This is a genomic window from Actinokineospora sp. NPDC004072 (assembly GCF_053604195.1).
Genome location: NZ_JBSGHB010000018.1, coordinates 104,541 through 129,540, shown reverse-complemented (window position 1 = coordinate 129,540; position 25,000 = coordinate 104,541). Strand labels below are relative to the sequence as shown.

Genomic DNA, 25,000 nt, shown 5'->3' with positions numbered 1-25,000 from the left:
CCACGACAAGGTAACCCCTAACGGCAGGCACCCACCCGCTCACCGCGGACCAATCCCCACCCCGCCCGACAGTTGGACCGCTCACCCGCCACCGTCATCGCACCCCCTTCGGCAGTGAGCACCCGCCCGAACAGCACAACCGCACCAAGCTCGGTCGCTGGCTCGACACGCCCCAGCGACCACCCGCCCGCGCACCGCAGACCCCACCACTAGTTGTCTCCTCGCGTCGGTGGCCGGGCTTGGTGTGGTTGTGCTGTTCGGATGGGGCGGTTGGGTTTGGGCGGTGGCGGGTGAGCGGGTTCCTGCTCGAACAGCCCGGTTGCGGTTGTGGGTCGAACTGCGGGGCGGGGTGGCCGACGAGTGGCGATCATCGCCCGCGGGTGAATCACCAGGCACGGCCTCCAGCACCAGGAACTCCGTCATGCGGTCTCCCGTTCGACTACAGCTCGGTACGTCGGGTCGGACAGCAGGTCTGCGTGGGGGCCTTCGAGGACGTGGTCGCCCTGGGTGAAGCAGACGTGGTCGGCGTGGCGGAGGAGGAGGGGGGAAGTTGTGACGAGCAGGGTGGTTCGGCCTTTGCGGTAGGCGGCGATGCCCGCGCCGATCGCGGATTCGGTGTGGGCGTCCACCGCGGATGCGGGTTCGACCAGGATCAGGACGTCTGGGTCGGCGTGCAGGGCCCTGGCCAGGCGCAGGCGTTGGCGCTGGCCGCCGGAGACGTCGCGGGCCTGGGTCTGCAGGACGGTGTCGAGGCCGTCGGGGAGGGCTTCGACGATGTCGTCGGCGGCCGCGGCGCGGATCGCCTCGGCGGGTTCGCCGCCGCCGAGGACGGCGCGCAGCGGGCCCGGGAACAGGTAGGCCGAATCGTCGGCCAGCACGATCCGGTCGCGCAGGTCCGCGATGTCCGGCACGGGCACATCACCCCAGTGCGCGCCCGGCGCGTAGCCCGCGAGGCGCTGGACCACCGGACCCGGGGCGGGCGTGACGAGGGCGGTCAGCTTCCCCGGCTCGACCCGCACCCCCGAGGGGTCGACCAGCGCGGCGGACACGGGCGCGGGCACGGCGCGCTCGCGCACGGGGACCGGCACCGACAGCACCTCCACCACCCGCGACGCCGAGACCAGGCCGCGGGCGACGTCGTCGGCGCCCTCGATCAGGAAGCTCACCGGCACCACCAGGACGGCCACGAACCCGTACACCGAGACCATCTCACCCGCGGTGATCTCGCCCGACGCCGCCAGCCGGGCGGCGATCCAGGTGACCACGGCGAGGAAGACGCCCGGCAGGCAGGCGCCGATGGCCTGCACCCAGCTGGTGATCGCGCCGACGCGGTACCCGTCGGCCTGCAACCGCGCCGACTCCTCGCGGTAGCCGCGGGCGAAGACGTCCTTGCCCCCGATCCCGCACAGCACCCGCAGCCCGGCGACGATGTCGGCCGTGCGCGCGGTGAGCGCGCCCTGCCGCTCCCGGTAGCCGCTCTCCCGACCGCGCAGCCTGCGCAGCAGCGGCCCCAGCGCCAGCACCATGACCGGCACGCCGAGCAGCACGACCACCGCCAGCAGCCACGAGACGCCGACGAGCACCACTGCGGTGAGCGTGTACGCCAAGGCCGCGCCCACGCCCGGACCGGCCGTCGTCATCACCATTGCGATGCGCTGCATGTCGGTCGCCTGGACGCTGGCCAGCTCGCCCGCCGAGAGCCTGCGCGGGAACTCCGCGCCGAGCCGGGCGACGTGGCGGACGACGACCTGCACCGTCCGGTACATGGCGTCGCCGCGCACCAGGGTCATCGTGCGGTGGCGCAGCCACGCGAGCGCGGCGTCGGCCAGCCCGGCGGCGGCGATCGCGGCGGTCCAGCCCAGCAGCGCGGACCGGTCGCCTGCGGCCAGGCTGTCGATCGCCCGGCCGACCAGGTACGGCGGCAGGATCAGCCCGCACATCCACAGGCTGCCCCAAAGGGCGCCCTGCGCGCTCTGCCGCCACTGCGCGACGACCAGCCACCACAGGTAGCGGCCGGGGCCGCGGATGTCTGGTCGACCCGGGTCGGCATACGGCACGCGGCGCTCCCCCACGCGGCCAAACTACTCCGCTGGCGAGTCACCAGATCGTGAGGCATCATCGCCTTCGGGCGTCCGACGAACGGGTGCCCCGGTCCACGCAGCGTGTGGACCGGGGCACCCGGGTTGTTCGTCAGCGCAGGCTGCCGGTGAACTCCGACCAGGCGGGCCCCGGGAACACCAGGACCGGGCTTGCCGCGCCCAGCTTGGTGTCCCGGACGCCGACGTGCGCGACGGACGGTCCAACTTCGACACACCCGTTCTCAGCGCTGAACGTCGACTTGCGCCACTTCGTCTCGGCGGGGAGGCCACCGGAGGCTCCCTCGAACCTCATTGATCACAACTCCTTCATCATCCGGTGGATGTACGCCGGAGTGTCCTTGGGGTTGATCGCTTGCACCCGCAACCTCGTCAAGACGTCGCGGTAGCGGGTTATCTGCTCGGGCTCCTCGTAGTAGTAGCCCTTCACCCGCGTCTCCGCGAAGACCACCCCTTGGTCGTTCTCCAGCTCAGCCGGGAACGTCAGCAAGCTGAACGTCCCGTCGACTCCAATGTGCGCCCCCGCGGAGAACGGCAGCACCTGGATCTCGATGTTCGGCTTCTCGGCCACTTCCAGCAGATAGCCTAGCTGGGCACGCAGCGTGTCCCGGCTGCCTACCTCCCACCGCATCGCGGGCTCGGCGATCACCCGCCACACCACCGGAGGTGACTCAGCGTGCAGCACCTCCTGCCGCCGGGCGAGCCGGAGCTCCACCTGCTGGTCGATCTCGGCGTCGGTCAGCTCCGGACGCAGGCCGCGGAAGACGGCGCGGGCGTAGTCCGGCGTCTGGAAGAGGCCGGGGACGATGTGGGCGTCCCAGCTCTCGATCTGCCGCGCGCTGCACTCCAGGCCCAGGAACAGGAAGAAGTAGTCGGGCACCACGTCGCCGAAGCCGATCCACCAGTCGCGGCCCTTCTTCGCGCGCAGGCGCAGCTCCCGCCAGAACTCGATGCGCTCGGGCACGCCGTAGACCTCCAGCAGGCGCTCCAGCTCCAGCGGGCCGGGCAGCGAGCGGCCGACCTCCATGTGCCCGATGTTGGTGACGCTGCCGTGGGATGGCCGCGGCGGCCTGCTCGCGGGTGATCCCCGCGCGCTCGCGCAGCCTGCGCAGCTCGAAGGCGATCCACCGCTTCAGGACGGTGGGACTGCTTGCGACCACAGTGGACCTCCAACGTCGACGGCTCGCCCCAGCTTGCCGCATCCGGGGTAGATCGGAGTTCACCCAATCGAAGGACTCGCCAATGTAGTGCACTACAACTTAGCGTTTCCCGGGTGGGAGCACTGCTCCCGCCCGGGGAGCCCCGACCGCTCCCGGACGCCCTGTCGCCGCGGCCGGGCGCTCCCCGGCCAGACCCGTTCGGGAAAGGGCCGCGCCGTGAGGATTGCCCGCGGGGAGCCGGTTCCCGACCTGACGCCGCCCCTCGCCCCCGGCGGCGTCCGCGTGGCCGGTCCGCTCCGCTGCCCCGACCGCCGCCGCCCCGCGGCGGTGCGCCGCGGACCGGCCACCCCTCCCACCGCAGAAGGACCGCCATGCCGACTACCGCGCCGACCATCGCCGACTTCACCGACTTCGTGCGCTACCTGATGACCGCCGGGTGGTCCCGGCTGCCCACCGAGTTCGCGGGCTTCCTCGCCTGCCGGGTCTGGCCGGACGACTCGGCCGACACCGTCGTGGTCTTCGACCTCGACCGGGTGCACGCCCGGCGGGAGGCCGCTGACGGCACGATGACCTGGCTCTTCGACGGCGACCTCGGCTCGGTGCGCCGCGCCCTGGAGCAGCTCGCGCCGCCGAGCCGGTCGGCGCAGGTGTAGACCACCGCCTGCCTCGGCCGCACGACGGTCACGTATCCCGGTGGTCGTGAGTGCCGCGCGAACGCTATAGATCGGCCCCGCCCACCTCGCTACATTCGCAACATGGTCTAGACCATGTTGCTGTTTCCGCGAGGGGAGCACAGCCAATGCACCGCGTTCGCAGACCGCTCACCGCCCTGCTCGGCCTACTACTGGCCACCCTGGTCGTCCCGGCGACACCCGCCGCCGCCGACGGGAGCCTGCGGGCCGCACTCGTGCTCACCGGGACCACCGGCGAGTACACCGTCACCAACACCGGATCAACGGCCGTGACGGGATGGGCCATCACCTTCACCCTGCCAGCAGGGGTGACCGCGAGCACCGGCTCGCACGGCACCGTCACGCAGACGGGCAACCAGGTCACCCTGACGCCCGCGTTCTACATCAACACCCTGCAGCCGGGCCGATCCACCTACCCCTACAGCCCGACCTTCCGGCTCAGCTCGGCCGTGCAGCCGACGCAGTGCCGCATCGACAACGCCAACTGCGACGGCACCCCGGACACGCCGCCGACGGCGCCCAAGGACCTCCGCGCCACCGTCAAGACGACCAAGTCCATCACCCTGTCGTGGACGGCGTCGACGGCCGGTTCCCTGCCGGTCGCCGGGTACGACGTGTACCGGGGCACCACCCTGGCCGCCTCGTCCACCACCACGACCGCGACCGTCGCCAACCTGACCCCCAACACCTCCTACACCTTCACCGTGCGGGCGAAGGACACCAAGGGCACGGCGTCGCCGGACAGCGCCCCGCTCACCGTGTCGACCAACAACCCCGCCGATGACACCCAGCCGCCGAGCGTGCCCACGGGCCTGCGCTCGACCGCGGCCGACTCCGGCAGCATCACGCTGAGCTGGAACGCCTCCACCGACAACACCGGCGTCGTCGGCTACGAGGTGCTGCGCACCGGCGCCGACCCGGTCACCGTGCCGGGCACCAGCGCCAAGATCACCGGGCTGTCTCCGTCCACTTCGTACAGCTTCACCGTGCGGGCCAAGGACGGCTACGACAACCTCTCCGCGCCCAGCGCCGCGCTCACCGCGTCGACGGGCGACATCGTGGACGGTTACGCCCGCGTGGCGTACTTCGTCCAGTGGGGCATCTACGGCAGGCAGTACTTCGTCAAGAACCTGCACACCTCCGGGGCCGCGGCGAAGCTGACCCACCTGCTGTACGCCTTCCAGAACATCGACCCGGTCAACCTGACCTGCATGTCCGGGGTCACCAAGGGCACCACGTCCAACCCCCAGGACCCGAACCAGGGCGACGGCGCCGGTGACGCCGAGGCCGACTACTCCCGCCCGTTCTCCGCGTCGCAGTCCGTCGACGGCGTGGGCGACACCGGGTGGGAGCCGCTGCGCGGCAACCTGAACCAGCTGCGCAAGCTCAAGGCGATGTACCCGCGCCTGAAGATCCTGGTCTCGCTCGGCGGGTGGACCTACTCGAAGTACTTCTCCGACGCGGCCGCCACCGACGCCTCCCGCAAGAAGTTCGTCAGCTCCTGCATCGACACCTGGATCAAGGGCAACGTCAAGCCGTACGGCGGCGCTGGCGGCCCGGGGACCGCGGCGGGCATCTTCGACGGCATCGATGTCGACTGGGAGTGGCCGGGCAGCCCCGACGGGCACCCGGGCAACCACTGGAGCCCCAACGACAAGCGCAACAACACGCTGCTGATGGCGGAGTTCCGCCGCCAGCTCGACGCGCTGTCGACCACCACCGGCAAGCGCTACGAGCTGCACGCCTTCACCCCGGCCGACCCGGGCAAGGTGGCCGCGGGCTGGGAGGTGCCGGAGATCTTCCAGTACCTGGACGTGGCCAACGTGCAGGGCTACGACTTCCACGGCTCGGGCAGCGACAACTCGTGGGAGCCCAACCGCACCGGCCACCAGGGCAACCTGTACGTCGACGCGGATGACCCGTACCCGAACAAGTTCAGCGTCGAGAAGGCGATCAACGCCTACACCGACGCGGGCGTGGACCCGAGGCGGCTGACCGTCGGCCTGGCGTTCTACGGCCGCGGCTGGCAGGGCGTGCCCAACGGCGGCCGCAACGGCGAGTGGCAGTCGGCGACCGGCGCGGCTCCCGGGCAGTTCGCCGAGGAGGCGGGCACCCGCGGGTACGGGAACCTGCTGGCGATGGTGCCCGGCTGCACGATCCACCACGACACCGCCGCGGTGGCGACCTACTGCTACAACGGCAGCCAGTGGTGGACGTTCGACGACCCGTGGGCCATCGCCCAGAAGACCGCGTGGGTGCGCCAGCGCGGCCTGCTCGGCGTGATGGCCTGGGAGATGTCGGGCGACACCGGGGTGCTGATGAACGCCGTGGACGCCGGACTGCGTTAGCGGTTGCTTATATAAGTCCATACTGATAATTTGGTCGCCGTGCACGCGCTCGACGTCCTCGGCGACCCCGTCCGACGCCGCATCCTTGAACTGCTCGCCGACGGCGAGCGGTCCTCGGGTGCGGTGTCGGCGGTCATCCAGCAGGAATACGGGATCAGCCAGCCCGCGGTCTCCCAGCACCTGCGGGTGCTGCGGGAGAACGGGTTCACCACCGTCCGCGCCGAGGGCGCCCGGCGGCTGTACTCGGTGGACCCCGCCCCGCTGCGCGACGTCGACGTGTGGCTCAACCGCTTCCGGCGCTTCTGGGCGCCGCACCTGGACGCGCTGGCCACCGAGGTGGCCCGCGGCCGTCGTGAGAAGGGAAAGCCATGATCGACGTCGACCACCAGATCAGCGCGGTGGCCCGCGGCCTGGGCAGCCGCACCCTGGCCGCGGGCGAGGCCCGCGTGCTCACCATCAGCCAGACCTACAAGGGCGCGGTCGAGGACGTCTGGGACGCCATCACCAACCCCGAGCGCCTGCCCCGCTGGTTCCTGCCGGTGACCGGCGACCTGCGGCTGGGCGGGCGCTACCAGCTCGAAGGCAACGCAGGCGGCGTGGTCGAGCGCTGCGACCCGCCCACCTCCTTCGCCGCCACCTGGGAGTTCGGCGGCGAGGTGAGCTGGATCGAGGTCACCCTGACCCCGGTCGGCGACGGCGTGCGGTTCCAGCTGGAGCACGTCGCCCACGTCGACGACCAGCGCTGGGCGGAGTACGGCCCGGGCGCGGTCGGGATCGGCTGGGACCTGGCCGTCCTGGGCCTGGCCCAGCACCTCGGCGGCGACCCGGCGGTGGACCCGGCGTCGGCGGCGGAGTGGACCGCCTCCGCCGAGGGCATCGCGTTCATGACCGCGGCCAGCGCCCGGTGGCAGGCGGCCAGCGTCGCCGCGGGCGCCGACCCGGCCGCGGCCCAGGCGGCCGCCGACCGGGTCACCGCGTTCTACACCGGGCAGCCCTAGGCCGCCGAGCCGTAGGAGCGGGTGAGCACCTCCAGGTTGTGGCCGTCGGGGTCGGCGAAGTAGAACCCGCGGCCGCCGTCGTTGGTGTTGATCCGCCCCTCGTGCTGGTGGTACGGGTCGGCCCAGTAGGTGATGCCCCGGTCCACCACCCTGGCCAGCACCTTGTCGAAGTCGTCCTCGGTCACCTTGAAGGCGTAGTGCTGGGTGGTGATCGGCTGCTCGGTCGTCAGGTAGTCCAAGGTGAGGTCGTGGGCCAGCGGCACCGTCGTGAACGGCCCGAACGGGACCGGCTCGGGCAGGCCGAGGATGTCGGTCAGGAAGCGCGCGGACGCGACCTGGTCGGTGGCGTGGACGATGGTGTGGTTGAGTTCGACGGTCATCGGATCTCCCCTTTCGCCTGTGCGATCAAGGCTATGACCTCAAGTTCGCTCGAGGTCTAGGGTCAGATCCGGGTCCACGCCGTGGCAACGGGACCGGCCGCGGTCTGCACCGCGAGCCGGATCAGCCCGGTGGGCCGCGGGCGGACGGCGAACCAGCCGAGTTCGTCCACCTCCACCTCGGTGGTCGGGCCGCCGGGCCGCTGCACCCGGACCCGGTCCGGGCCGGGCGGGACCAGCTGGCCCAGCAGCGCGTCGGCGGTGATCTCCAGATCGATCGACAGGCCCCCACCCGCGAACGTCATCGCGCGCACCTCGGCGTCCTCGGCGCCTGCGCGCAGGGCGGGCTGGGGGTCGTCGACCAGCTCGGCCAGGCTCGCCGCCGGGTCGCGCCAGGCGAACGCCTCCTTGCCGATGGCGGTGAACTCCGCTGGCGGCTCCTCGGCCAGCGCGGCCCGCAGGTCGGCCAGCAGGCGCGCGTCGTCGGTCCAGTCAGGGGTCATCGGGGGCCTCCGGCAGCAGCCCGGCGACGGCCGGGGTGGCGCGCAGCTGCTCCAGGCAGCGGGCGCGGGTGGGCCCGATCGCGCCGACCGGCATCGCCAGGTCGGCCGAGACCGCCCGGTACGGCGCGGGCGGGTCGGCGAACAGCAGCGCCAGCAGCCTGCGGCAGCGCTCGGACAGCGCGGCGAAGCCCGCGCGCAGGGCGATCGCGCGCTCGCGGGCCAGCAGCCAGTCCTCGACCGGCTCGGCGGGCTCGTCGGGGAACTCGTCGGCGACCGGGACCTCGCGCCCGCGCAGCAGGTGCACGCACTCGTTGCGGGTGGTCGTGGCCAGCCAACCGGGCAGGGCGGCGGGCTCGCGCAGCGCGTCCAGCCGTTCGACCAGCCGCAGCCAGACCGCGGCGGCGACGTCGTCGGCGTCCGGGCGGGCCAGGCGGTGGCGGGCGCAGATGGCCCACACCAGCGGCGCGTACCGCTCGACGATGGCGTCCCACGCCGCGCGCTCCCCCGCCCGCGCCGCCAGCACGAGGGACACCACCGCCGGGTCGTCGCGCACGTCAGCCCGCGTGCGCATAGCGGCGGACGAGCGGGCAGGCGTCGGGCAGCGCGGCCGCGGCGGCGCGGGCCGTCATCCCGGGGTTGGCGCTCATCAGCCCGGCCACCAGCCCGGAGACGGCGGCCGCGGCGAAGGAGGTCCCGCTCCAGCGGGCGTACGGCGGCTCGAAGACCACCTGCTTGCGCCCGATCGCGGTCGTCCCGCCGGGGAACGGCCCCTCGACGTCGACGCCCGGGGCCAGCAGGTCGACCCAGGGGCGGCGCATGGTGAACGACCCGCCGATCGCCCCGACGGCCAGCACATCGGGCACGGCCGCGGGCCAGATCCGGGCGCCGTCGGGGAGGTTGGGCCGGTTGCCCGCCGCGGCGACGACCAGGACGTCCTCGTCCAAGGTGGTCAGCGCCCGGCGCAGGGCCAGCGGCGCAACCGGCTGCTCGGTCGCCGCGCCCAGCGACAGGTTGACGATGGCCGGGTGCTCGTCGGCCAGCGCGGCGAGCTTGACCGCCACGTCCCACACCGTCTTGGTGCCGGTGGTGCCGTCCAGACCGGCCTTCAGCGAGATGGACGCGGCGGGGGCGTACCGCAGGATGGTCCCGGCGACGAACGTCGCGTGCCCCGCCCACGGCCCGTCCACGTGGTCCACCAGCTCGTTGGCCGTCACCGCGGCGGGATCGATGGCCTCGTGCGGGACCAGCGGGGTGTCCACCATGCCGATCAGGACGTGCGCGCCCGCGGCCTCGTCCACCCCCTCGACCGGCGCGGGCACGTGGCCCAGCGGCTCCGGCGGGTGGATCCCCTTGTGCTGGGGCAGGCCGAAGACGGTGTCGTCGTTGGTGTCCATCTCGGGCGCGTCCGCGCCGAAGGCCGCGCGCAGGTCGGCCAGCAGCGCGTCCGCGCTCGTGCGCAGGCCCGGCAGGTCGACCAGGGTCAGCCCCAGCCGCTCGTGGTCGACGGTCGCGCCGGGCTCCACGCCCGCGGCCTGCAGCGCGTCGAGCACCCGGTCGAGCGCGGGCAGGTCGACGATCATCTGGTGACCCATGTCCCCTCCTGGCGTCTCCCCCACGGATGGCGAACCGGTCGAGGTTGATACAACCCGTCGGGGAAATCGCGCGCGCGTCGAGAGGTGTTTCCGCGACCATCGAGGCATGGGTGCGCTGGACGACGCGCGCGCCGCCCTCAGCCGCGCCGACCACGACCCCGCCCGGGCGGGCGCCGCGGCCCGGGCGGCGATCCGCGACGCCCGCCGCGAGCACGACCCGGCCGCGCTGTCGGTCGCGGAGCGGGCGCTGGGCCGGTCGCTGCTGCAGACCGGCGACGTCGCCGCCGCGATCCGCCACCTGCGGCGGGCCGCCGCGGCCGAGCGGGCCGACCTCGCAGGCGAGGCGCGCATCCCGCTCGCCGCCGCGCTCGTGCAGCGCGGGCGGTCCCGCGAGGCGCTGCGCGAGATCGACGCCGCCGTCGCCGCCCTCGACGGGGCCGGGCGCGCGCGGGCGCTGGCGCAGCGCGCCGACGTGCTGCACCAGATCGGCCACCTGGACCGGGCGCTGGCCGGGTACCAGGCCGCGGTCCCGCTGCTGCGCCGCGCGGGCGACCTGCTGAACCTGCAGCGCACGCTGGTCAACCGCGGCATCCTGCACACCGAGCGGCACGCCTTCGCCGCCGCCGAGGCCGACCTGCTGGCCGCCGACGCGCTGGCCCGGCGCCTGGGCAGGCCGCTGGCGGTCGGGATCATCGCCGAGAACCTGGGGTTCCTGGCGACCCTGCGCGGCGACGTGCCCGCCGCGCTGGCCCACCTCGCCGTCGCCGAGCAGACGATCGGCGCGCACGGCGGGCAGCTCGGCCCGGTGTACCAGGACCGCGCCGAGCTGCTGCTGTCCACGGGCGTGGTGGCCGAGGCGCGGGCGGACGCGGCCCGGGCGATCGCGGCGTTCGAGGCCGAGCGGCGGGGCAGCCTCGTCCCGCCCGCGCGGCTCCTGCTGGCCCAGGCCGCGTTCCTGGCGGGCGACTGGGCCGCGGCGCGGGCCGAGGCCGACCGCGCCCGCGAGGGGTTCACCCGGCAGCGGCGGCCGCAGTGGGCGGCGGCGGCCCGGCTGGTGGCGATCCGGGCCCGGCTGTGCGCGGGCGAGGCCGGCGTGCGGGTGCCGCCCGGCCTGGTGGACGCGCTCGCCGCGGCGGGGTGGCCCGCCGCGGTGGTGGAGGCCCGGCTGGCGGCGGCGACGGTGGCGCTGCGGCGCGGTCGCCCGGCGACGGCCGAGCTCGCGGCCGTGGCGGCGGTCCGCTCGCGGGGGCCCGCGCTGCTGCGCGCCCGCGGGTGGTACGCCGAGGCCCTGCGCCGCCGGGCGGTCGGCCACCCCAAGGGGGCGGCCGCCGCGGTGCGCGCGGGCCTGCGCATCCTCGACGAGCACGCCGCGGCGCTGGGCGCGACCGACCTGCGCGTGCACTCCGCCGCCCACCGCACCGAGCTGACCGACCTCGGCACGCGCATCGCGCTGGCGGGCGGGCGGCCCGCGGCGGTGTTCGAGTGGGCCGAGCGGGGCCGGGCCAGCAGGCTCGCCCACCGCCCGGTCTCCCCGCCCGCCGATCCGGAGCTGGCCGACCTGCTGGGCGCGTTGCGCGCCTTGGCCCGCGAGCCCGGGCGCGGCCAATTGGCCTTGGAGCGGCGCATCCGCGACGCCTATCGCACGCGCGCGGCGGGCGAGCCCCGCCGGTCCAGCCGTCCGGCCACCCCGTCGGAGTTGCGGACCGCCCTGGGGGATCGGGCGCTGGTGGAGTACCTGCGTGTGGACGGTGAGCTGCTGGCGATCACCTTGGTGGACGGGCGGTTGGGCGTGCACCGGCTGGGCGGCGGGCCGGGGGACCTGGTGGACCGGGTCGCGTTCGCCCTGCACCGGATGGCCCGCCGCACGGCCGGGACCGCCGCGGCCCGCGCCCTGCTGGCCGACTCCGCGGCCAAGCTCGACCGCCTCCTGCTGGGCGGCCTGCCGCACACCGCGGGCAGGCCGCTGGTGGTGGTCCCGACCGGTGCCCTGCACGGCCTGCCGTGGTCGGTGCTGCCCTCGTGCGCGGGCAGGCCGGTGACGGTCGCGCCCTCGGCGACGCTGTGGCTGGCCGCGGGCCCACCCCGCCCGCCGCGCTCGGTCGCCGTGGCCGCGGGCCCGGGCCTGAGCCGAGCCGACGCGGAGGCGCGGGCCGTCGCCGCCATCCACGGCTGCGCCCCCCTGCTCGGCCCCGCCGCCACCGCAACCGCCGTGACCGCCGCGATGGGCAGCGCCGACCTGCTGCACCTGGCCGCGCACGGCCGCATCGCGGTCGACAACCCGCTGTTCTCCAGCCTCCACCTGCACGACGGCCCCCTGATGGTCTACGACCTCGAACACGCCCCTGCCGTCCCCCGGATCGTCGTCCTGGCCGCCTGCGCCACCGCCCGCCCGGTCGTCTGCGCGGGCGACGAACTCCTCGGCCTCTCCGCCGCCTTCATCGGCCGCGGCACGACCACCCTGATCGCCCCCGTCATCCCCATCCCGGACGCCGAAACCGTCCCCCTGATGACCGCCCTCCACCACCACCTCGCCGCAGGCCACCCACCCGCCACCGCCCTGGCCGAAGCCCAACGCACCCTGACCACCACCCCCGGCCCGGCAACCGCCGCCGCCACAGCCTTCGTCTGCCTGGGCGCGGGCTAGGGCTGGAAGCCCCGCCCGAGCCCGGCCCCGCAGCCCCACCCGCCCTCCGAGGCACGTTCCACTCCCCGCCCCAACCCGGAGTGCGCCGGGCCGGTGGTTGTTCGGCTGCCATCCCGCCCGGCCTCCCATGCCCTCTGAGGACAGACGCGCGGGGCGGTTGGATGGGGGCATGCTCGTCTGGTCGGTCGCGGGTGTTGTGGTGATGGTCGTCGTCGGGGTGGTCGTGGGTGATGGGGCCAGCGGCGTCGACGACTGGGTCGCGGATCGGGTTGGGGGGCCGAGTGCCTTGTGGGACACCCTCAGCCTCACCACCCACCCCGTGGCCACCATCGGCTTGATCGCGGTGACCGTCGTGGCCGCCCGCAGGCACCCCCGGGTAGCGGCAGTCGCCGCGGCAGCGCCCGCGGTGGCGGTCGCGCTCAACACCTGGGTGCTCAAGCCCGCCTTCGGCCGCGTCTACGACGACCACCTCGCCTACCCCAGCGGCCACACCACCGCGCTCGCCGCGATCCTCGCCGTGCTCGTCTTCGCCGCCGGGCCGCGCAGGGCCGCGGTCACCGCGCCGATCGCCGCCGCCCTCGTGGTCGTGGCGGGCGCGGCGATCGTCGGGATGGGCTACCACTACGCCACCGACATCCTCGGCGCGGCGCTCTGGGCGGTTGGCGTGGTCGGGGTCCTGTGGGCGCTCGTCGTGCGGGAAACACCGGTGAGTAGTCGATTCACCCGGCAATCCCACTCGAAGTAGCGAATAGACCACGCTGCGCCGTTACCCACGCGGGGGCGTAGCGTGCGTAACCTGAGTTCGGAGACGATCAGCTCTCGGCGGAAGGACGGCGGTGACCGACACACCCATCTACGACCAGGTCCGACGCGAACTCGACGAACGCGGCGAACCCGAACGGCCCGGGACCCGGGCCAGGGGAGACGGGTCGGGCGTGTCGGTGTGGGCGTTGATCGACCAGCACCGGGGCCGGGAAGGCAGGCGCAGGCGGCCCTAGGCGGCCACCGCGTCCCGGGACAGCGCGACGAGGCGGCTCACCGCACGCAGGTACTTCTTGCGGTAGCCGCCCCGGAGCATGTCCGGGGTGAACAGCGCCGAGACCGCCGCACCGGAGACGACCACGGGGATCGCCCGGTCGTAGAGCCGGTCGGCGAAGGCGACCACGCGCAGCGCCACGTCCTGCCCGGACAGCGCCCGCACCCCACGGAGGTGGACGGCGGCCACGCCGTCCACCAGGCGCCCGTACTTCGACGGGTGCAGCCGGGCCAGGTGCGCGCACAGCGCGTCGAAGTCGTCCAGCGTCGCGCCCGGCAGCGCGGCCGCCCGCTCGGCCAGCTCCGCGTCGCCCACCGGGTCCGGCGCGTCGGGCAGGCCGCGGTGGCGGTAGTCCGGGCCGTCGACCCGCACCACGTCGAAGCGGGCGGCCAGGGACTGGATCTCGCGCAGGAAGTCGTCGGCGGCGAAGCGGCCCTCGCCCAGCTTGTCCGGCAGCGTGTTGGAAGTGGCCGCGACGGCGACCCCCGCGTCGGTCAGCTCGGCCAGCAGCCGGGTCACCAGCATCGTGTCGCCCGGGTCGTCCAGCTCGAACTCGTCGATGGCCAGCAGCCGGTGGCCGCTGAGCCTGCGCACGGCCTCGGCGAAGCCCAGCGCGCCGACCAGGTGGGTCAGCTCGACGAACGTGCCGTACGCCTTGGGGCCGGGGGCGGCGTGCCACAGCGACGCCAGCAGGTGGGTCTTGCCGACGCCGAAGCCGCCGTCGAGGTACAGGCCCGGCTTGCCCGGCTCGCCCCGGCCGAACAGCCGCTGCAGGAACGTGCGCTCGGCGCCGATGCGCCCGGCGAAGGCCCGGCAGGCGGCGACCGCGGCCGCCTGGGTCGGCTCGTCGGGGTTGGGCAGGTAGGTGTCGAAGGAGACCGCGCCGAACCGCGGCGGCGGGGTCAGCGCGGCGACGAGTTCCCCGGGCGCGAGCACGGGCTCGCGGTCGACGAGGCGGGACGGCGGCATGCGGGCAGCGTAGCGGCGTGCTGGGATGAAGCGGTGCACAAGTTGTGGCCACTTCCCCCCGTTTCCCCAGGTCAACCCCCTGCCGATGTGGTGGACGACACCGCGTTGGAAGATCTCTACGACTACCCGCCCGCGCTCGCCGCGCCGTTCGTGCAGGTCAACTTCGTGGCCAGCGCCGACGGCGGGGCCGAGCTGTCGGGCAAGTCCGTCGGGCTCTCCAGCCCCGGCGACCGCAAGATCCTCGCCCTCGGCCGCGACCTCGCCGACGTGGTGCTCGTCGGCTGGGGCACGGCGCACGCGGAGGGCTACCGCGGCATCAAGCGCAGGGAGCTGCGCGACCGCCGGCGCTCCGACCGCGGGCTGAGCCCGGTGCCGCCGATCGCGGTGGTCAGCGGCCGGTGCTCGGTCCCGCCGGACTCCCCGCTGATCACCGACACGCTGGTCCCGCCGATCATCATCACCGCCGAGTCCGCGGCCCCCGAGCGCAGGCGCGCCGTCGCCGACGCGGGGGCCGAGGTGATCGTGGCGGGCGACGCGCAGGTGGACCCCGCGGCGGCGCTGGCCGCCCTCGGCGAGCGCGGACTCAACCGGGTCTGCTGCGAGGGCGGACCGGAGCTGTTCGGCGCGCTGGTCGCCGCCGACCTCGTCGACCAGCTGAACCTGACCGTCTCGCCGATGCTGGCGGGCGGCGGCCCCAGCCGGATCGCCGTGGGCACCCGCCCGCACCTGCCCAGCCGCCTGGCCCTGGAGTCCCTGCTGGTCGAGGACGGGTTCGTCATGCTCAGGTACCGCCGGGGGCACTGACGGTCCGGATTGGACTATCCGCGGTGGACGGCTTCCTCCCTCGATTGGGTGACTTGCCGGGAGAACGCCGGTTGCGGTGGCATCACAAGGTGTGCGGACGGCGGAGCCCGGCCCGTCCGCACCGATGCCTCCACGGGTAGGGAGCCGACATGGCACAGCCCAACACCAAGTCCGACAACGCGGTATCCGGGGCCCCCTCGGGCGCCTCGGCCCAGAACGTCCCGACCGCCCGCTCCGGGGTGCCCGCCCGGCTGGCCGACGAGCAGTCCCAGGGCAAGACGACCATCGCGTCCGGCGTCGTGCAGAAGATCGCGGGCATGGCCGCCCGCGAGGTCTCCGGCGTCCACGCGATGGGCGGCGGGGTGTCCCGCGCGTTCGGCGCGATCCGCGAGCGGATCCCCGGCGCCGGGACGGCCTCCACCTCCGGCGTGGCCGTCGAGGTGGGCGAGAAGCAGGCCGCCGTCGACCTCGACCTGGTGGTCGAGTACGGCGCGGGCATCGTGGAGCTGGCCCGCGCCGTGCGCCGCAACGTGATCACCGCCGTCGAGCGGATGACCGGCCTGGAGGTCATCGAGGTCAACATCTCCGTCAACGACATCCACCTGCCCGACGACAACGGCGGCGACGGCGACGAGGGCCAGCAGTCCCGGGTGGAGTGATGGCCACCGACCTCGCCGACCGGCTCGGCGCCGCGGTGCTCGCCCATCCGGCCGTGGTGCGGCTCGACGGCGGTCCGTTCGGGACCGTCGCCACCGCGCTGCCCGGGCGGCGGGTCCAGGGGGTCGCCATCGGCGGGCAGGGGGTCGAGGTCGCGGTCGTGCTGCGCGCCGACCAGCCCATCCCGGCCGTCGCCGCCGAGCTGCGCGATCGGGTTCGCGCCGTGGTGGGCCAGGTCCCGGTGGACGTGCACGTGTCCGATGTGGAGCTGCCGTGAGCGGGCGGGATGAGTACCGGGAGTTCGTCCGGCGCCACCACCCCGACCGCGGCGGCGACCCCGAGGTGTTCGCCGCCGGGCTCGCCGAGCTGCGGGCCCGCGGCGACCCCCGCTTCGACGCCCCCGTCGTCGGGGGCGCCGACCCGCCGCGCGGGGTGCGCGGCGCCGCCGCCCGGGTGCGCCGCTGGTACGCGCGGCGCTTCCGCAAGCCCAGGGTCCGCTGACCCGCGAAGGGGAATCATGAACGCCACCCAGACCGGCATCCTGGCCGGCCTCGTCCTCGGCCTGGCCGCCACCCAGGGCTTCATCGCCTTCCTGGTGACGCTGGCCATCGGCTTCGTCGGCCTGGTCGTCGGCCGGGTCATCGACGGCGAGCTGGACCTGTCCGACGTCTTCGCAGGCCGGGGCAAGGACCGGTGAGCCCGGAGGACCGCGGCACGCTCACCATCGCCCCCTCCGTCGTGCGGCAGGTGGCCGAGCGGGCCGCCGACAGCGCGCCCGGCACCGCGCGGACCGCGCGCGCCCTGGGCATGGGCAGCCACGGGGCCTCGGCCGTCGTCGACGGCGAAGGGCCCCGGGTGCGGCTGCGCGTCGAGCTGGCCCTGCGCTACCCCGCCGAGCTGCGCTCGGTCGCCGCGGGGGTGCGGGCCAGGGTCGCCGAGGAGGTCGAGCGCATCACCGGCTACCAGGTGCGGCGGGTCGACCTCGTGGTCACCGGCCTGGTGCCGCCGACCGGGAAGCGGGTGGAGTGAGCCGTGCGCATCGTCGTGAGGATCGTCGCGGTGCTGCTCGGGCTGGCCCTCGCCGCCGTCGGCGCGGTGCTGGCGCTGGAGGTCGCCTGGCGGTGGCTGCGCCCCGACGGCGACCCGCTGCTGGTGCCGTGGCCGGACTGGCAGGCCCGGCTGGGCGAGCTGACCTGGCAGAGCCAGGCGGTGCGCGCGGCGGCGTGGATCACCGCGGCGGCGGGGCTGCTCCTGCTGCTGGCTGCCCTGGTCGCGCGCAGGCGCGACGTGGTGCTGCGCGACCCCGCCCCCGAGGTGACCGTGCGGACCTCGCCGCGCTCGCTGGCCCGCATCGTCGGCACGCGGGTGCGCGCCGAGGACGAGGTCAGGGGCGCCTCGGTCAGCGCGACCCGCCGCAAGGTGCGGGTCAGGGCCGCCAGCGGCCTGGCCCCGGAGGCGCGGCTGCGCCCCCGGCTCACCGAAGTGGTCGGCGGCGTGCTCGCCGACCTGCCGCTGGCCCGCACCCCGCGGGTCAGCGTCGTCGTCGACTCCCCGAGGGACCGCCCATGACCCAGCACCTGCCCGCTGCCCGCCGCGGCCCGGCGCCCCCGCCCGGCCACCGGCACCCGCCGCACCGCGGCGCCCCCGCCCGGCCCGCCCGCCGCGGCGGGACGATGGGGCTGCTGGTGCTGGCCCCCGACCCCGATCCGCCCGGCGCGCAGGAGGCGGGATGAAGGCGCCTGCGCTGCGGGCCGTCGCCCGCTCGTACCGGGCCGAACGCGGCCTGACCGGGGTGATCGGCCTGCTCGCCCTGCTGGCCGGGGCCGCCGCGCTGGTGGTCGGCGCGGGCTGGCTCGGCCGCTTCCGGGCCGCCCGGCCGGTGCTCGACCCGGTCGCCGTCGACGCGCTGGGGAAGTGGCCCGTGGTCACCAAGGCGGCCGCCATCGTCCTCGGCCTGCTGCTGGTCGTCCTCGGCGTCGGCCTGGCGCTGCGGGCGCTGCGGCCGGAGCGGCACCCGGACCTGGTGCTGGCCGACGACCTGACGGTCACCTCCGGCGCGATCGCCTCGGCCATCGCCGCCGACGCCGAGCGGGTGACGGGGGTGGACCGGGCCAAGGCGGTCGTGGTGGGCAGCCGGGAGGCGCCCGCGCTGCGGCTGAGCCTGTGGCTGGCCGAGGGCGCCGACGTCAAGGCCGTGTGGCAGGAGCTGGACGACGCCGTGCTGGCCAACGCCCGCCACTGCCTCGGGGTGGCCGCGCTGCCGACCGCGGTGCGCATGGAGCTGGGCGCGGCGGAGCGGACACGGGTGCGCTGATCAGGCAGGATGACCCCGTGGCCCTTCCGCTGACCCCGCCGGTCCAACCGATGCTGGCCAAGGCCGTCCCGTCCATCCCGGACGACCAGGACCTGGTCTTCGAGCCGAAGTACGACGGCTTCCGCTGCCTGGCCTTCCGCGACGGGGACGAGGTGTTCCTGCAGTCGCGCTCGGGCAAGCCGCTCAACCGGTACTTCCCGGAGGCGGAGGTCGCGCTGCGGGCGGCGCTGCCGGAGCGGTCGGTGGTCGACGGGGAGCTGATCGTCGACATCGGCGGCAAGCTGGACTTCGACAAGCTCGCCGAGCGCATCCACCCGGCCGCCAGCCGGGTCGCGCTGCTGTCGGAGACCACGCCGTCGCGCTACATCGCCTTCGACATCCTGGCCCTGGGCGACGAGGTCCTGCTGGAGACGCCGACCGTGCGCCGCCGGGAGATCCTCGAAGGCGCGCTCACCCTGGGCGAGCGCGTGCACCTGACCCCGGTGACCCGCTCGGCCGAGCTGGCCCGCCGCTGGTTCGAGATCTTCGAGGGCGCGGGCCTCGACGGGGTGATGGGCAAGCCCGCCGACGGGGGGTACACCCCCAACAAGCGCACGCTGCTGAAGTTCAAGCACTCGCGGACGGCGGACTGCGTGGTCGCGGGCCTGCGCTGGTACAAGGACACCGAGCCCGGCGAGGCGGTCGGCTCGCTGATGCTGGGCCTCTACGACCACGAGGGGCAGTTGCACCACGTCGGCGTGGTCGGCTCGTTCCCGGCGGCCCGGCGGCGCGAGCTGGCCGAGGAGATGGCCCCGCTGATCGAGGGCGGGCGCGAGGGCCACCCGTGGGCTGCGGCCGACGCCGACCACGACGTGCTGCGGATGCCCGGGGCGATCAGCCGCTGGCGGACCACCGAGCAGCCGTGGGTGCCGCTGCGGCTGGAGCGGGTCGTGGAGGTGGCCTACGAGCACACCGAGGGCGGCTACCCGGGCCGCTTCCGGCACACCGCCCAGTTCCGCCGCTGGCGCCCGGACCGCGAGCCGTCGTCGTGCACCTACGAGCAGCTGGAGGAGCCGGCGCGCTACGACCTGGACGCGGTGCTGCGCGGCGAGGTCAAGGAGCGCGCTAGCGGCGGGTGACGCCCACCGAGGCGGCCACCACCAGGCAGATCGCCACCCACTGCGCGGGGTGCAGGAGCTCGTGCAGCACGAGCAGCCCGGTCACCGCGGCGACGGCGGGCTCCAGGCTCATCAGGACGCCGAACACGCGCGGCGGGATCTTGCGCAGCGCCTGCAGCTCCAGCGAGTACGGGATCACCGAGGACAGCAGCGCCACGGCCAGCCCGGCGATGAGCACCGAGGGCTGCAGCAGCGCGCCGCCCGCGTCGGCCACGCCTGCGGGCACGGCGACCGCGGCGGCGACGACCATGCCCAGGGCCAGGCCGCCGCCCCCGGTGGTGCGGCTGCCCAGGCGGTGGCTGAGCAGGATGTACCCGGCCCAGCACGCCCCCGCGCCCGCCGCGAGGGCCACCCCGATCAGGTCGACGTCGCCGCCCGCCCTGGCCAGCAGCACGACGCCGGCGGCGGCCATCAGCGCCCACAGGACGTCGAGGACCTTGCGGGAGCCCACCAGCGCCACCGCCAGCGGCCCCAGGAACTCGATCGTGACCGCGATCCCCAGCGGGATGCGCGCGATGGCCAGGTAGAAGAGGAGGTTCATGGTGGCCAGGACCACGCCGTAGGACACGACCGTGCCCCACGCCTCCCGCCACACCCGCGGCCGCCAGATCAGCACCAGGACCGCGGCGGCGAACACCAGCCGCAGCGCGACGATCCCCATCGGCCCGGCGCTGGCGAACATCGTCTTGGCGACGGCCCCGCCGACCTGGACGCTGATGACGCCGAGCAGCACCTGCAGCGGCGGCGGGATCGCGCCCACGCCGCGCACGGCCGAGCCCACCCCGTCGACCAGCCCCGGCCACCAACCCCGCTCCGCACGCATCGCCACCGATTCATCCTATGTCTGCGTCCAGCGGATTCTCCGGCGGCCCGCTCACCGAATCCTCACCCCGCGCCTGCCACCCTGGCGGCAGTGTTCGCAGGTCCATTCGCCAGGCGCGTGGTCGCCGGTGCCGCCGGTGTCGTCGTGGCCGCGCTCGCGGCGGCCTGCACCGCGGGCCCGTCGACCCGACCCGCCATCGTCGTCCGCGGGGGCGACACCTTCGCCCCGCCCACCCAGGTGACCCCGGCCCCCGCCCCCCTGCCGCCGCTGGGCGCGCCCGCCGCGGCCTCGGTGCGGTGGGACGAGTGCGGGCCGGAGATCACCGCGCGGCTGCCCGAGACCGACGTCGAGATCGCCTGCGGGCGCGTCAACGGCGTGCTCGACTCCCCGTACGCCCCGGGCCGCGGGATGATGCGCATGCAGGTGCTGCGCGCGGGCAGCGGGGAGATCCCCATCGCCGTGTTCAACGACATCGACGGCCTGCCCGGCACCCTCTACGCGGCCCAGCTGGCCGCCCGGCTGCCCGAGGACTTCCTCACCACCTTCTCCCTGGTTGGCGTCGACCGCAGGGGGACAGGCAACTCCGACCCCGCGCGCTGCGTCCCCGCCGACGTCCGCGAGGACCTCCTCAGCGCCGACCCGCGCGCCCTGGAGGTCACCGACTGGATCGACCTCGCCCGCAGCGCGGGGCAGAACTGCTCGATCGCGCTGGAGTCCCAGCTGCCCGCGCTGGACACCTGGCGCACGGCGGCCGACGCCGAGGCCGTGCGGGCCGCGCTGGGCATGGAGCGGCTGCACGCCATCGGGCACGGCGAGGGCTCGCGGGTGCTGTCGGTGTTCGCCGAGCGCTACCCCGACCGCGTGGGCAGGCTGGTGCTCGACGGGCACCCCGACCCCGACGAGGACGCCCGGGGCGTGCTCACCGGCATCGCGGCGGGCGCGGAGGCCGCCCTGGACGCCTTCAGCGCCGACTGCGCCGCCCGCGGCTGCCCGCTGGAGCCCAGCGCCCGGCAGGTCGTCACCGAGATCCTCAACCGACCGGGCGCGGGCGTGCTGCTCCGGGCGGTGTTCCACGGCCTGCGCGACCGCGCAGGCTGGCCCGAGCTGGCCACCGCGATCGCGGATGCGCGCAGCGGGTCCTACGCCGGGCTGCACCGGTTCGTCACCCCGATCGTCACCGACACCGACGAGTACCCGGCCACCTTCGACGCGACGCTGGTCGTGCGGTGCAACGACACCAAGTCCCGGCTGGCCACCGAGGCCATCGAGCAGACGACCCGCGAGTTGCACGACCGCTACCCGGTGTTCGGGGCGCTGTCGGCGCAGTGGCTGGCGCTGTGCGGGCCGTGGCCGGTGTCGTCCAAGCCGGTGCCCCAGGCCACCGCCAAGACCGCCCCGCCGATCGTCCTGCTGTCCACCGCGGCCGACCCGGCGACCCCCAAGGACGGCACCGACCGCGCGCTGCAGCGCCTGGCCACCGGGGTCGGCGTCACCTGGGAGGGCGCGGGCCACGGCGCGCTGGCCGTGTCGCCGTGCGCGACCGAGGCCGCGATCGCCTTCCTGCGCGACGGCGCGGTCCCCCAGGACGGCATGGTCTGCCCGCCGTGACGGCGCTACCCGGCTGACCGCGGGCACTCCACTCAGGACATCGGGCGTCCGCGCGGGGCTACGGACATCGGGCGTCGGCGCGCGGCCGCGGACATCGGGCGTCGGCGTGCGGCCCGGCACCGCCCACCCCGCCGATCGACCGACCCGGCTCCGCCTGCCTGCCGGCTAGGCGCTCTCCTCGCGCAGGCGGTACTCGCACCCGAGTTCCACGGCGTAGGACAGGTCGTAGTGGTGGACGATCTTCGGCCCCTCGTGCAGGTGCACATGGGTGACCGTCGCGCGCGGCTGGGTGGGCGCGGCGATGGTGTCGACCCGCCCGTCGAGGGGCCCGCCGACGTAGCGCACCAGATAGGGGTCGGTCACGTCGAGCCTCCTCTCCTCGTGGGATCGAGTGTAGGCACGGGGACCGACGTTTGGCGTGCTTCCGTTTGCCGGAAGTGTCCCGTATTCGACCGGATGGAGCAGCACTCAGGTGTCGTCGCGGGCCCGCGAGGGCTGCACGCGCTTGGGCTCGCCCGCCATCTTCGGGTACTCCGGCGGGTAGGGCAGGTCGCCCTCGCCGCGGTCGCGCTCGTCGCGCTCGAACATCTCCAGCAGCGCCTCGATGCCGAAGGCGTGCTCGTTGACGGCCGCGTGCCGGTCCCCCACCTCGGCGAAGCGGGCGGGCATGGTCAGCACGGAGAAGTCCTCCGGGTGCACATCGGACAGCTCGTCCCAGGTCACCGGCGCGGAGACGAGGGCGCGCGGGGTCGGCCGGATGGAGTAGGCCGAGGCGATCGTGCGGTCGCGGGCCATCTGGTTGTAGTCGAGGAAGATGCGCTCGCCGCGTTCCTCCTTCCACCACTTCGTGGTGATCCGGTTGGGCCTGCGCCGCTCCAGCTCCCGGCCGAAGGCGATGACCGCCCGGCGCGCCTCCACGAACGTCCAGCGGGGCTCGATGGGCACGTAGAGGTGCACCCCGCGGCCGCCCGAGGTCTTCGGGAACCCCTGCATGCCCAGCTCGTCGAGCAGCGCGCGGGCCTCGTGGGCCATCTCCACCGCGTCGGCGAAGTCGGTGCCGGGCTGCGGGTCGAGGTCGATGCGGAGCTGGTCGGGCCGGTCGACGTCGGTCTTGCGCACCGGCCAGGGGTGGAAGGTCAGCGTGCCCAGGTTGGCCGCCCAGGCCACGACGGCCAGCTCGGTCGGGCACACCTCGTCGGCCGGGCGGCCGCTGGGGAAGGCGATGCGGGCGGTCTCGACGTAGTCGGGGCGGTTCTGCGGCGCCCGCTTCTGGTAGAAGGCGTCGCCGCGGTTGTCGGCGCGGGTGGAGAGCTTGGCGCCCTCGAACACCCCGCCCGGCCAGCGCTCCAGCGTCGTGGGCCGGTCGCGGAGCGCGCCCAGGATGCCCGGGCCCACCGAGAGGAAGTACCCGACGATGTCGCGCTTGGTGAGGCCCAACTCCGCGAAGTACGGTTTGTCCGGGTTGGACACCCGCACCGCGCGGCCGTCGACGCTGATCTCCTCGGCTGCTGCCACGGGGGCAGACTACCTTCGCAAGGGCGACGACAGGCGCGGCTCGCTCGGGCTACCGTGAACGCATGGCCCCGGAAGAACCGCACGACCGGTTCAACGACGACCTCATCGGGCTGGACCGCGACGACCCCGAGGCGCAGGCCTTCGCCGAGCACCTGGACCGCCTGGAGCGGGTGCGCCCCGGCTACACCGTCGAGGGCTACCTCGGCGGCGTCTCCGACTTCGCCGACTCGGCCAACCGGCTGGGCGGGCACTACCGGCTGATGGCGGGCATCCTGGCCATCCTCATCCTGCTGGGCGTCGTCATCGCCGCCTGGGACGCCGTCGTGTTCATCGTGACGACGCTGCTGGGTTAGCGTGGAAGGCATGGAACCGGTAGTCGGCGCCACCCCCGCGGTGGTCAAGTCCGAAGAGCAGTGGCGCGCCGAGCTCAACCCCGCCGAGTACCACGTCCTCCGCGAGGCGGGCACCGAGCCCGCGTGGAAGGGCGAGTACACCGACACCAAGACCGCTGGCGCCTACCACTGCCGCGCGTGCGGCGCGGAGCTGTTCCGCAGCGAGACGAAGTTCGAGTCGCACTGCGGCTGGCCGTCGTTCTTCTCCCCCCTTGCAGGCGACCGCGTCATCCTGCGCGAGGACCGCTCGCATGGGATGGTGCGCACCGAGGTCCTGTGCGCGACCTGCCACAGCCACCTCGGCCACGTCTTCGAGGGCGAGGGCTACCCCACCCCGACCGACCAGCGCTACTGCATCAACTCCATCTCCCTGCGGCTGGTCCCGGACGAGGCCTAGGTCACACATGTGGTAACATGTCCCACATGAGCGCCCCCGCCGACCGAGAAGCCCCCCGCCCCACCGTGGGCATGCGCGAGCTGTCCCACCACACCGCTCGCGTCTTGGCCCTGGTCAAGTCAGGAGAGACGGTAGAGGTCACCGAGCGCGGCAAGACCGTCGCCCGGATCGTCCCCGCCGCTGACGACCGCTATTCGCAGCTCGTCGCGGCGGGCTTGATCCGGCAGGCGCAGGAGCCCTTCCGCATCGACGACCTGCCCGAGCCGGTGCCCAACCTCGCCGACCGCAGCACCGGCGAACTGCTCCGCGAGCAGCGGGGGGATCGCTGAGTTGGCCAACTTGGTCTACTTCGACACCTCAGCGCTGGTGAAGCTGTTCGTGGCCGAGGCGGAGTCGCCCGACCTGCGCCGGTGGCTGGCCGAGCAGCCCGCGCCGACGCTCGTGTCGTCCCAGCTGCTCGGGGTGGAGCTGATCCGGGTGCTCACCAGGGCGAACCCGACCGCCGTTCCCGCGGCGGAGCGGTTCCTGGCTAGGAAGGTCGACCTGGTCGAGATCACCCCACCGGTGCTCGCCGACGCCACCACCCTGCCGCCGCCCCGCCTGGGCACGCTGGACGCCATCCACCTGGCCACCGCGCTGGACCTCGCCGAGAGCCTGTCCGCCGTGCTCACCTACGACAAGATCCTCCTGGACGCCGCCCGGGCCGCGGGGCTCGCCGCGGTCGCCCCTGGCGCGTAGCCGGGCAGGGGCCGGCCCGATCGGCGGGTGGTCCGTTTCCCGGCAACGGCAAGCCTAAATCCTGCACAGGGCTTCCCTAAGTCTTGCTCAAGATGTCTTGTGCCCGGGGTCACACCGCCACAGCATGGTCCTGCCCGATCAATCCTGATCGGACAGCCAGAAGGACGGGCGTGCGGTCGG

General features: G+C 74.4%; 33 protein-coding genes. 22 read left to right on the top strand and 11 right to left on the bottom strand.

What is annotated here, in order from left to right:
• Window positions 1-419: 419 nt before the first annotated feature.
• The 3 genes from ACWEPX_RS25595 to ACWEPX_RS25585 form a co-directional block, all read right to left on the bottom strand.
• Window positions 420-2,057, bottom strand: coding sequence for an ABC transporter transmembrane domain-containing protein (locus ACWEPX_RS25595; RefSeq protein WP_451899783.1), 1,638 nt, complete (start codon window positions 2,055-2,057; stop codon window positions 420-422).
• A 133-nt stretch (window positions 2,058-2,190) separates the two neighbouring features.
• A complete protein-coding gene (locus ACWEPX_RS25590; protein WP_451899782.1) occupies window positions 2,191-2,391 on the bottom strand; it encodes a DUF397 domain-containing protein in 201 nt (66 codons plus the stop codon).
• A gap of 3 nt (window positions 2,392-2,394) precedes the next feature.
• Window positions 2,395-3,123 (bottom strand): DUF5753 domain-containing protein, encoded by a 729-nt coding sequence (locus ACWEPX_RS25585; protein ID WP_451899781.1) that lies wholly within the window; start codon window positions 3,121-3,123, stop codon window positions 2,395-2,397.
• Window positions 3,124-3,627: 504 nt separating this feature from the next.
• Between ACWEPX_RS25585 and ACWEPX_RS25580 the strand changes: the two genes are divergently transcribed.
• The 4 genes from ACWEPX_RS25580 (at window position 3,628) to ACWEPX_RS25565 (ending at window position 7,294) form a co-directional block, all read left to right on the top strand.
• Window positions 3,628-3,909: a hypothetical protein gene (locus ACWEPX_RS25580; protein WP_451899780.1), complete on the top strand. Its 282-nt coding sequence runs from the start codon at window positions 3,628-3,630 to the stop codon at window positions 3,907-3,909.
• Window positions 3,910-4,055: 146 nt separating this feature from the next.
• Window positions 4,056-6,296 (top strand): glycosyl hydrolase family 18 protein, encoded by a 2,241-nt coding sequence (locus tag ACWEPX_RS25575; RefSeq protein ID WP_451899779.1) that lies wholly within the window; start codon window positions 4,056-4,058, stop codon window positions 6,294-6,296.
• Between the two features lie 39 nt (window positions 6,297-6,335).
• The gene (locus ACWEPX_RS25570) at window positions 6,336-6,668 is read left to right on the top strand and encodes an ArsR/SmtB family transcription factor (RefSeq protein WP_451899778.1); all 333 of its coding nucleotides are present in this window, start codon (window positions 6,336-6,338) and stop codon (window positions 6,666-6,668) included.
• Window positions 6,665-7,294, top strand: coding sequence for an SRPBCC family protein (locus tag ACWEPX_RS25565; RefSeq protein WP_451899777.1), 630 nt, complete (start codon window positions 6,665-6,667; stop codon window positions 7,292-7,294). Before ACWEPX_RS25570 ends, ACWEPX_RS25565 begins: the two co-directional genes overlap by 4 nt.
• Here ACWEPX_RS25565 and ACWEPX_RS25560 read toward each other — a convergent pair.
• The 4 genes from ACWEPX_RS25560 to ACWEPX_RS25545 form a co-directional block, all read right to left on the bottom strand.
• On the bottom strand, window positions 7,291-7,674 hold the full coding sequence (locus ACWEPX_RS25560) for a VOC family protein (protein WP_451899776.1): 384 nt from the start codon (window positions 7,672-7,674) through the stop codon (window positions 7,291-7,293). The two genes, ACWEPX_RS25565 and ACWEPX_RS25560, sit on opposite strands and share 4 nt — an antisense overlap.
• 62 nt (window positions 7,675-7,736) lie before the next feature.
• The gene (locus ACWEPX_RS25555; protein ID WP_451899775.1) at window positions 7,737-8,174 is read right to left on the bottom strand and encodes a hypothetical protein; all 438 of its coding nucleotides are present in this window, start codon (window positions 8,172-8,174) and stop codon (window positions 7,737-7,739) included.
• Entirely contained in the window at window positions 8,164-8,745 is a 582-nt protein-coding gene (locus ACWEPX_RS25550) for an RNA polymerase sigma factor (protein WP_451899774.1), read from the bottom strand. Before ACWEPX_RS25550 ends, ACWEPX_RS25555 begins: the two co-directional genes overlap by 11 nt.
• A complete protein-coding gene (locus tag ACWEPX_RS25545; protein WP_451899773.1) occupies window positions 8,729-9,766 on the bottom strand; it encodes a S8 family peptidase in 1,038 nt (345 codons plus the stop codon). The genes ACWEPX_RS25550 and ACWEPX_RS25545 overlap by 17 nt, the downstream gene beginning before the upstream one ends.
• Before the next feature lie 106 nt (window positions 9,767-9,872).
• On the opposite strand from ACWEPX_RS25545, the gene ACWEPX_RS25540 reads away from it, so the two are divergent.
• From ACWEPX_RS25540 to ACWEPX_RS25530, 3 genes are all read left to right on the top strand, one after another.
• The gene (locus ACWEPX_RS25540) at window positions 9,873-12,410 is read left to right on the top strand and encodes a CHAT domain-containing protein (protein ID WP_451899772.1); all 2,538 of its coding nucleotides are present in this window, start codon (window positions 9,873-9,875) and stop codon (window positions 12,408-12,410) included.
• A 169-nt stretch (window positions 12,411-12,579) separates the two neighbouring features.
• Window positions 12,580-13,155: a phosphatase PAP2 family protein gene (locus tag ACWEPX_RS25535; RefSeq protein WP_451899771.1), complete on the top strand. Its 576-nt coding sequence runs from the start codon at window positions 12,580-12,582 to the stop codon at window positions 13,153-13,155.
• Between the two features lie 91 nt (window positions 13,156-13,246).
• Window positions 13,247-13,408 (top strand): hypothetical protein, encoded by a 162-nt coding sequence (locus tag ACWEPX_RS25530; protein ID WP_451899770.1) that lies wholly within the window; start codon window positions 13,247-13,249, stop codon window positions 13,406-13,408.
• On the opposite strand, the gene zapE is transcribed toward ACWEPX_RS25530, so the two are convergent.
• Complete coding sequence (zapE, locus tag ACWEPX_RS25525; protein ID WP_451899769.1) at window positions 13,405-14,415, bottom strand: cell division protein ZapE; 1,011 nt, start codon at window positions 14,413-14,415, stop codon at window positions 13,405-13,407. The two genes, ACWEPX_RS25530 and zapE, sit on opposite strands and share 4 nt — an antisense overlap.
• Window positions 14,416-14,502: 87 nt before the next feature.
• Here zapE and ACWEPX_RS25520 point away from each other — a divergent pair, with 87 nt between their 5' ends.
• From ACWEPX_RS25520 to ACWEPX_RS25475, 10 genes are all read left to right on the top strand, one after another.
• Window positions 14,503-15,219: a pyrimidine reductase family protein gene (locus ACWEPX_RS25520; RefSeq protein WP_451899768.1), complete on the top strand. Its 717-nt coding sequence runs from the start codon at window positions 14,503-14,505 to the stop codon at window positions 15,217-15,219.
• Between the two features lie 149 nt (window positions 15,220-15,368).
• Window positions 15,369-15,878: an Asp23/Gls24 family envelope stress response protein gene (locus ACWEPX_RS25515; RefSeq protein ID WP_451899767.1), complete on the top strand. Its 510-nt coding sequence runs from the start codon at window positions 15,369-15,371 to the stop codon at window positions 15,876-15,878.
• Complete coding sequence (locus ACWEPX_RS25510) at window positions 15,878-16,153, top strand: hypothetical protein (protein ID WP_451899766.1); 276 nt, start codon at window positions 15,878-15,880, stop codon at window positions 16,151-16,153. Before ACWEPX_RS25515 ends, ACWEPX_RS25510 begins: the two co-directional genes overlap by 1 nt.
• On the top strand, window positions 16,150-16,377 hold the full coding sequence (locus ACWEPX_RS25505) for a hypothetical protein (RefSeq protein WP_451899765.1): 228 nt from the start codon (window positions 16,150-16,152) through the stop codon (window positions 16,375-16,377). The genes ACWEPX_RS25510 and ACWEPX_RS25505 overlap by 4 nt, the downstream gene beginning before the upstream one ends.
• Before the next feature lie 16 nt (window positions 16,378-16,393).
• Entirely contained in the window at window positions 16,394-16,573 is a 180-nt protein-coding gene (locus ACWEPX_RS25500) for a hypothetical protein (protein WP_451899764.1), read from the top strand.
• Entirely contained in the window at window positions 16,570-16,905 is a 336-nt protein-coding gene (locus tag ACWEPX_RS25495) for an Asp23/Gls24 family envelope stress response protein (RefSeq protein ID WP_451899763.1), read from the top strand. The genes ACWEPX_RS25500 and ACWEPX_RS25495 overlap by 4 nt, the downstream gene beginning before the upstream one ends.
• Before the next feature lie 3 nt (window positions 16,906-16,908).
• Window positions 16,909-17,445 (top strand): DUF6286 domain-containing protein, encoded by a 537-nt coding sequence (locus tag ACWEPX_RS25490; RefSeq protein ID WP_451899762.1) that lies wholly within the window; start codon window positions 16,909-16,911, stop codon window positions 17,443-17,445.
• Window positions 17,442-17,609 carry a hypothetical protein gene (locus ACWEPX_RS25485; RefSeq protein ID WP_451899761.1) on the top strand — a complete coding sequence of 56 codons (168 nt, stop codon included), beginning with the start codon at window positions 17,442-17,444 and terminating at the stop codon, window positions 17,607-17,609. The genes ACWEPX_RS25490 and ACWEPX_RS25485 overlap by 4 nt, the downstream gene beginning before the upstream one ends.
• On the top strand, window positions 17,606-18,190 hold the full coding sequence (locus ACWEPX_RS25480; protein ID WP_451899760.1) for an alkaline shock response membrane anchor protein AmaP: 585 nt from the start codon (window positions 17,606-17,608) through the stop codon (window positions 18,188-18,190). Before ACWEPX_RS25485 ends, ACWEPX_RS25480 begins: the two co-directional genes overlap by 4 nt.
• A 17-nt stretch (window positions 18,191-18,207) precedes the next feature.
• The gene (locus ACWEPX_RS25475) at window positions 18,208-19,308 is read left to right on the top strand and encodes an ATP-dependent DNA ligase (RefSeq protein ID WP_451899759.1); all 1,101 of its coding nucleotides are present in this window, start codon (window positions 18,208-18,210) and stop codon (window positions 19,306-19,308) included.
• Here ACWEPX_RS25475 and ACWEPX_RS25470 read toward each other — a convergent pair.
• Complete coding sequence (locus tag ACWEPX_RS25470) at window positions 19,295-20,170, bottom strand: EamA family transporter (protein ID WP_451899799.1); 876 nt, start codon at window positions 20,168-20,170, stop codon at window positions 19,295-19,297. The two genes, ACWEPX_RS25475 and ACWEPX_RS25470, sit on opposite strands and share 14 nt — an antisense overlap.
• Window positions 20,171-20,260: 90 nt before the next feature.
• Here ACWEPX_RS25470 and ACWEPX_RS25465 point away from each other — a divergent pair, with 90 nt between their 5' ends.
• Window positions 20,261-21,778 carry an alpha/beta hydrolase gene (locus ACWEPX_RS25465; protein ID WP_451899758.1) on the top strand — a complete coding sequence of 506 codons (1,518 nt, stop codon included), beginning with the start codon at window positions 20,261-20,263 and terminating at the stop codon, window positions 21,776-21,778.
• A gap of 165 nt (window positions 21,779-21,943) precedes the next feature.
• Here ACWEPX_RS25465 and ACWEPX_RS25460 read toward each other — a convergent pair whose 3' ends face one another.
• Together ACWEPX_RS25460 and ACWEPX_RS25455 are read right to left on the bottom strand one after the other, a co-directional pair.
• Window positions 21,944-22,141, bottom strand: coding sequence for a hypothetical protein (locus tag ACWEPX_RS25460; RefSeq protein WP_451899757.1), 198 nt, complete (start codon window positions 22,139-22,141; stop codon window positions 21,944-21,946).
• Window positions 22,142-22,246: 105 nt separating this feature from the next.
• Window positions 22,247-23,293 carry a DNA polymerase domain-containing protein gene (locus ACWEPX_RS25455; protein WP_451899756.1) on the bottom strand — a complete coding sequence of 349 codons (1,047 nt, stop codon included), beginning with the start codon at window positions 23,291-23,293 and terminating at the stop codon, window positions 22,247-22,249.
• Window positions 23,294-23,355: 62 nt separating this feature from the next.
• Between ACWEPX_RS25455 and ACWEPX_RS25450 the strand changes: the two genes are divergently transcribed.
• The 4 genes from ACWEPX_RS25450 to ACWEPX_RS25435 are packed head-to-tail and all read left to right on the top strand — an operon-like array spanning window position 23,356 to window position 24,820.
• Window positions 23,356-23,646: a hypothetical protein gene (locus tag ACWEPX_RS25450; protein ID WP_451899755.1), complete on the top strand. Its 291-nt coding sequence runs from the start codon at window positions 23,356-23,358 to the stop codon at window positions 23,644-23,646.
• 10 nt (window positions 23,647-23,656) lie between these two features.
• Window positions 23,657-24,082 carry a peptide-methionine (R)-S-oxide reductase MsrB gene (msrB, locus tag ACWEPX_RS25445; RefSeq protein WP_451899754.1) on the top strand — a complete coding sequence of 142 codons (426 nt, stop codon included), beginning with the start codon at window positions 23,657-23,659 and terminating at the stop codon, window positions 24,080-24,082.
• A gap of 26 nt (window positions 24,083-24,108) precedes the next feature.
• Window positions 24,109-24,411, top strand: coding sequence for a type II toxin-antitoxin system Phd/YefM family antitoxin (locus ACWEPX_RS25440; protein ID WP_451899753.1), 303 nt, complete (start codon window positions 24,109-24,111; stop codon window positions 24,409-24,411).
• A gap of 1 nt (window position 24,412) precedes the next feature.
• A complete protein-coding gene (locus ACWEPX_RS25435) occupies window positions 24,413-24,820 on the top strand; it encodes a type II toxin-antitoxin system VapC family toxin (RefSeq protein ID WP_451899752.1) in 408 nt (135 codons plus the stop codon).
• Window positions 24,821-25,000 lie beyond the last annotated feature (180 nt).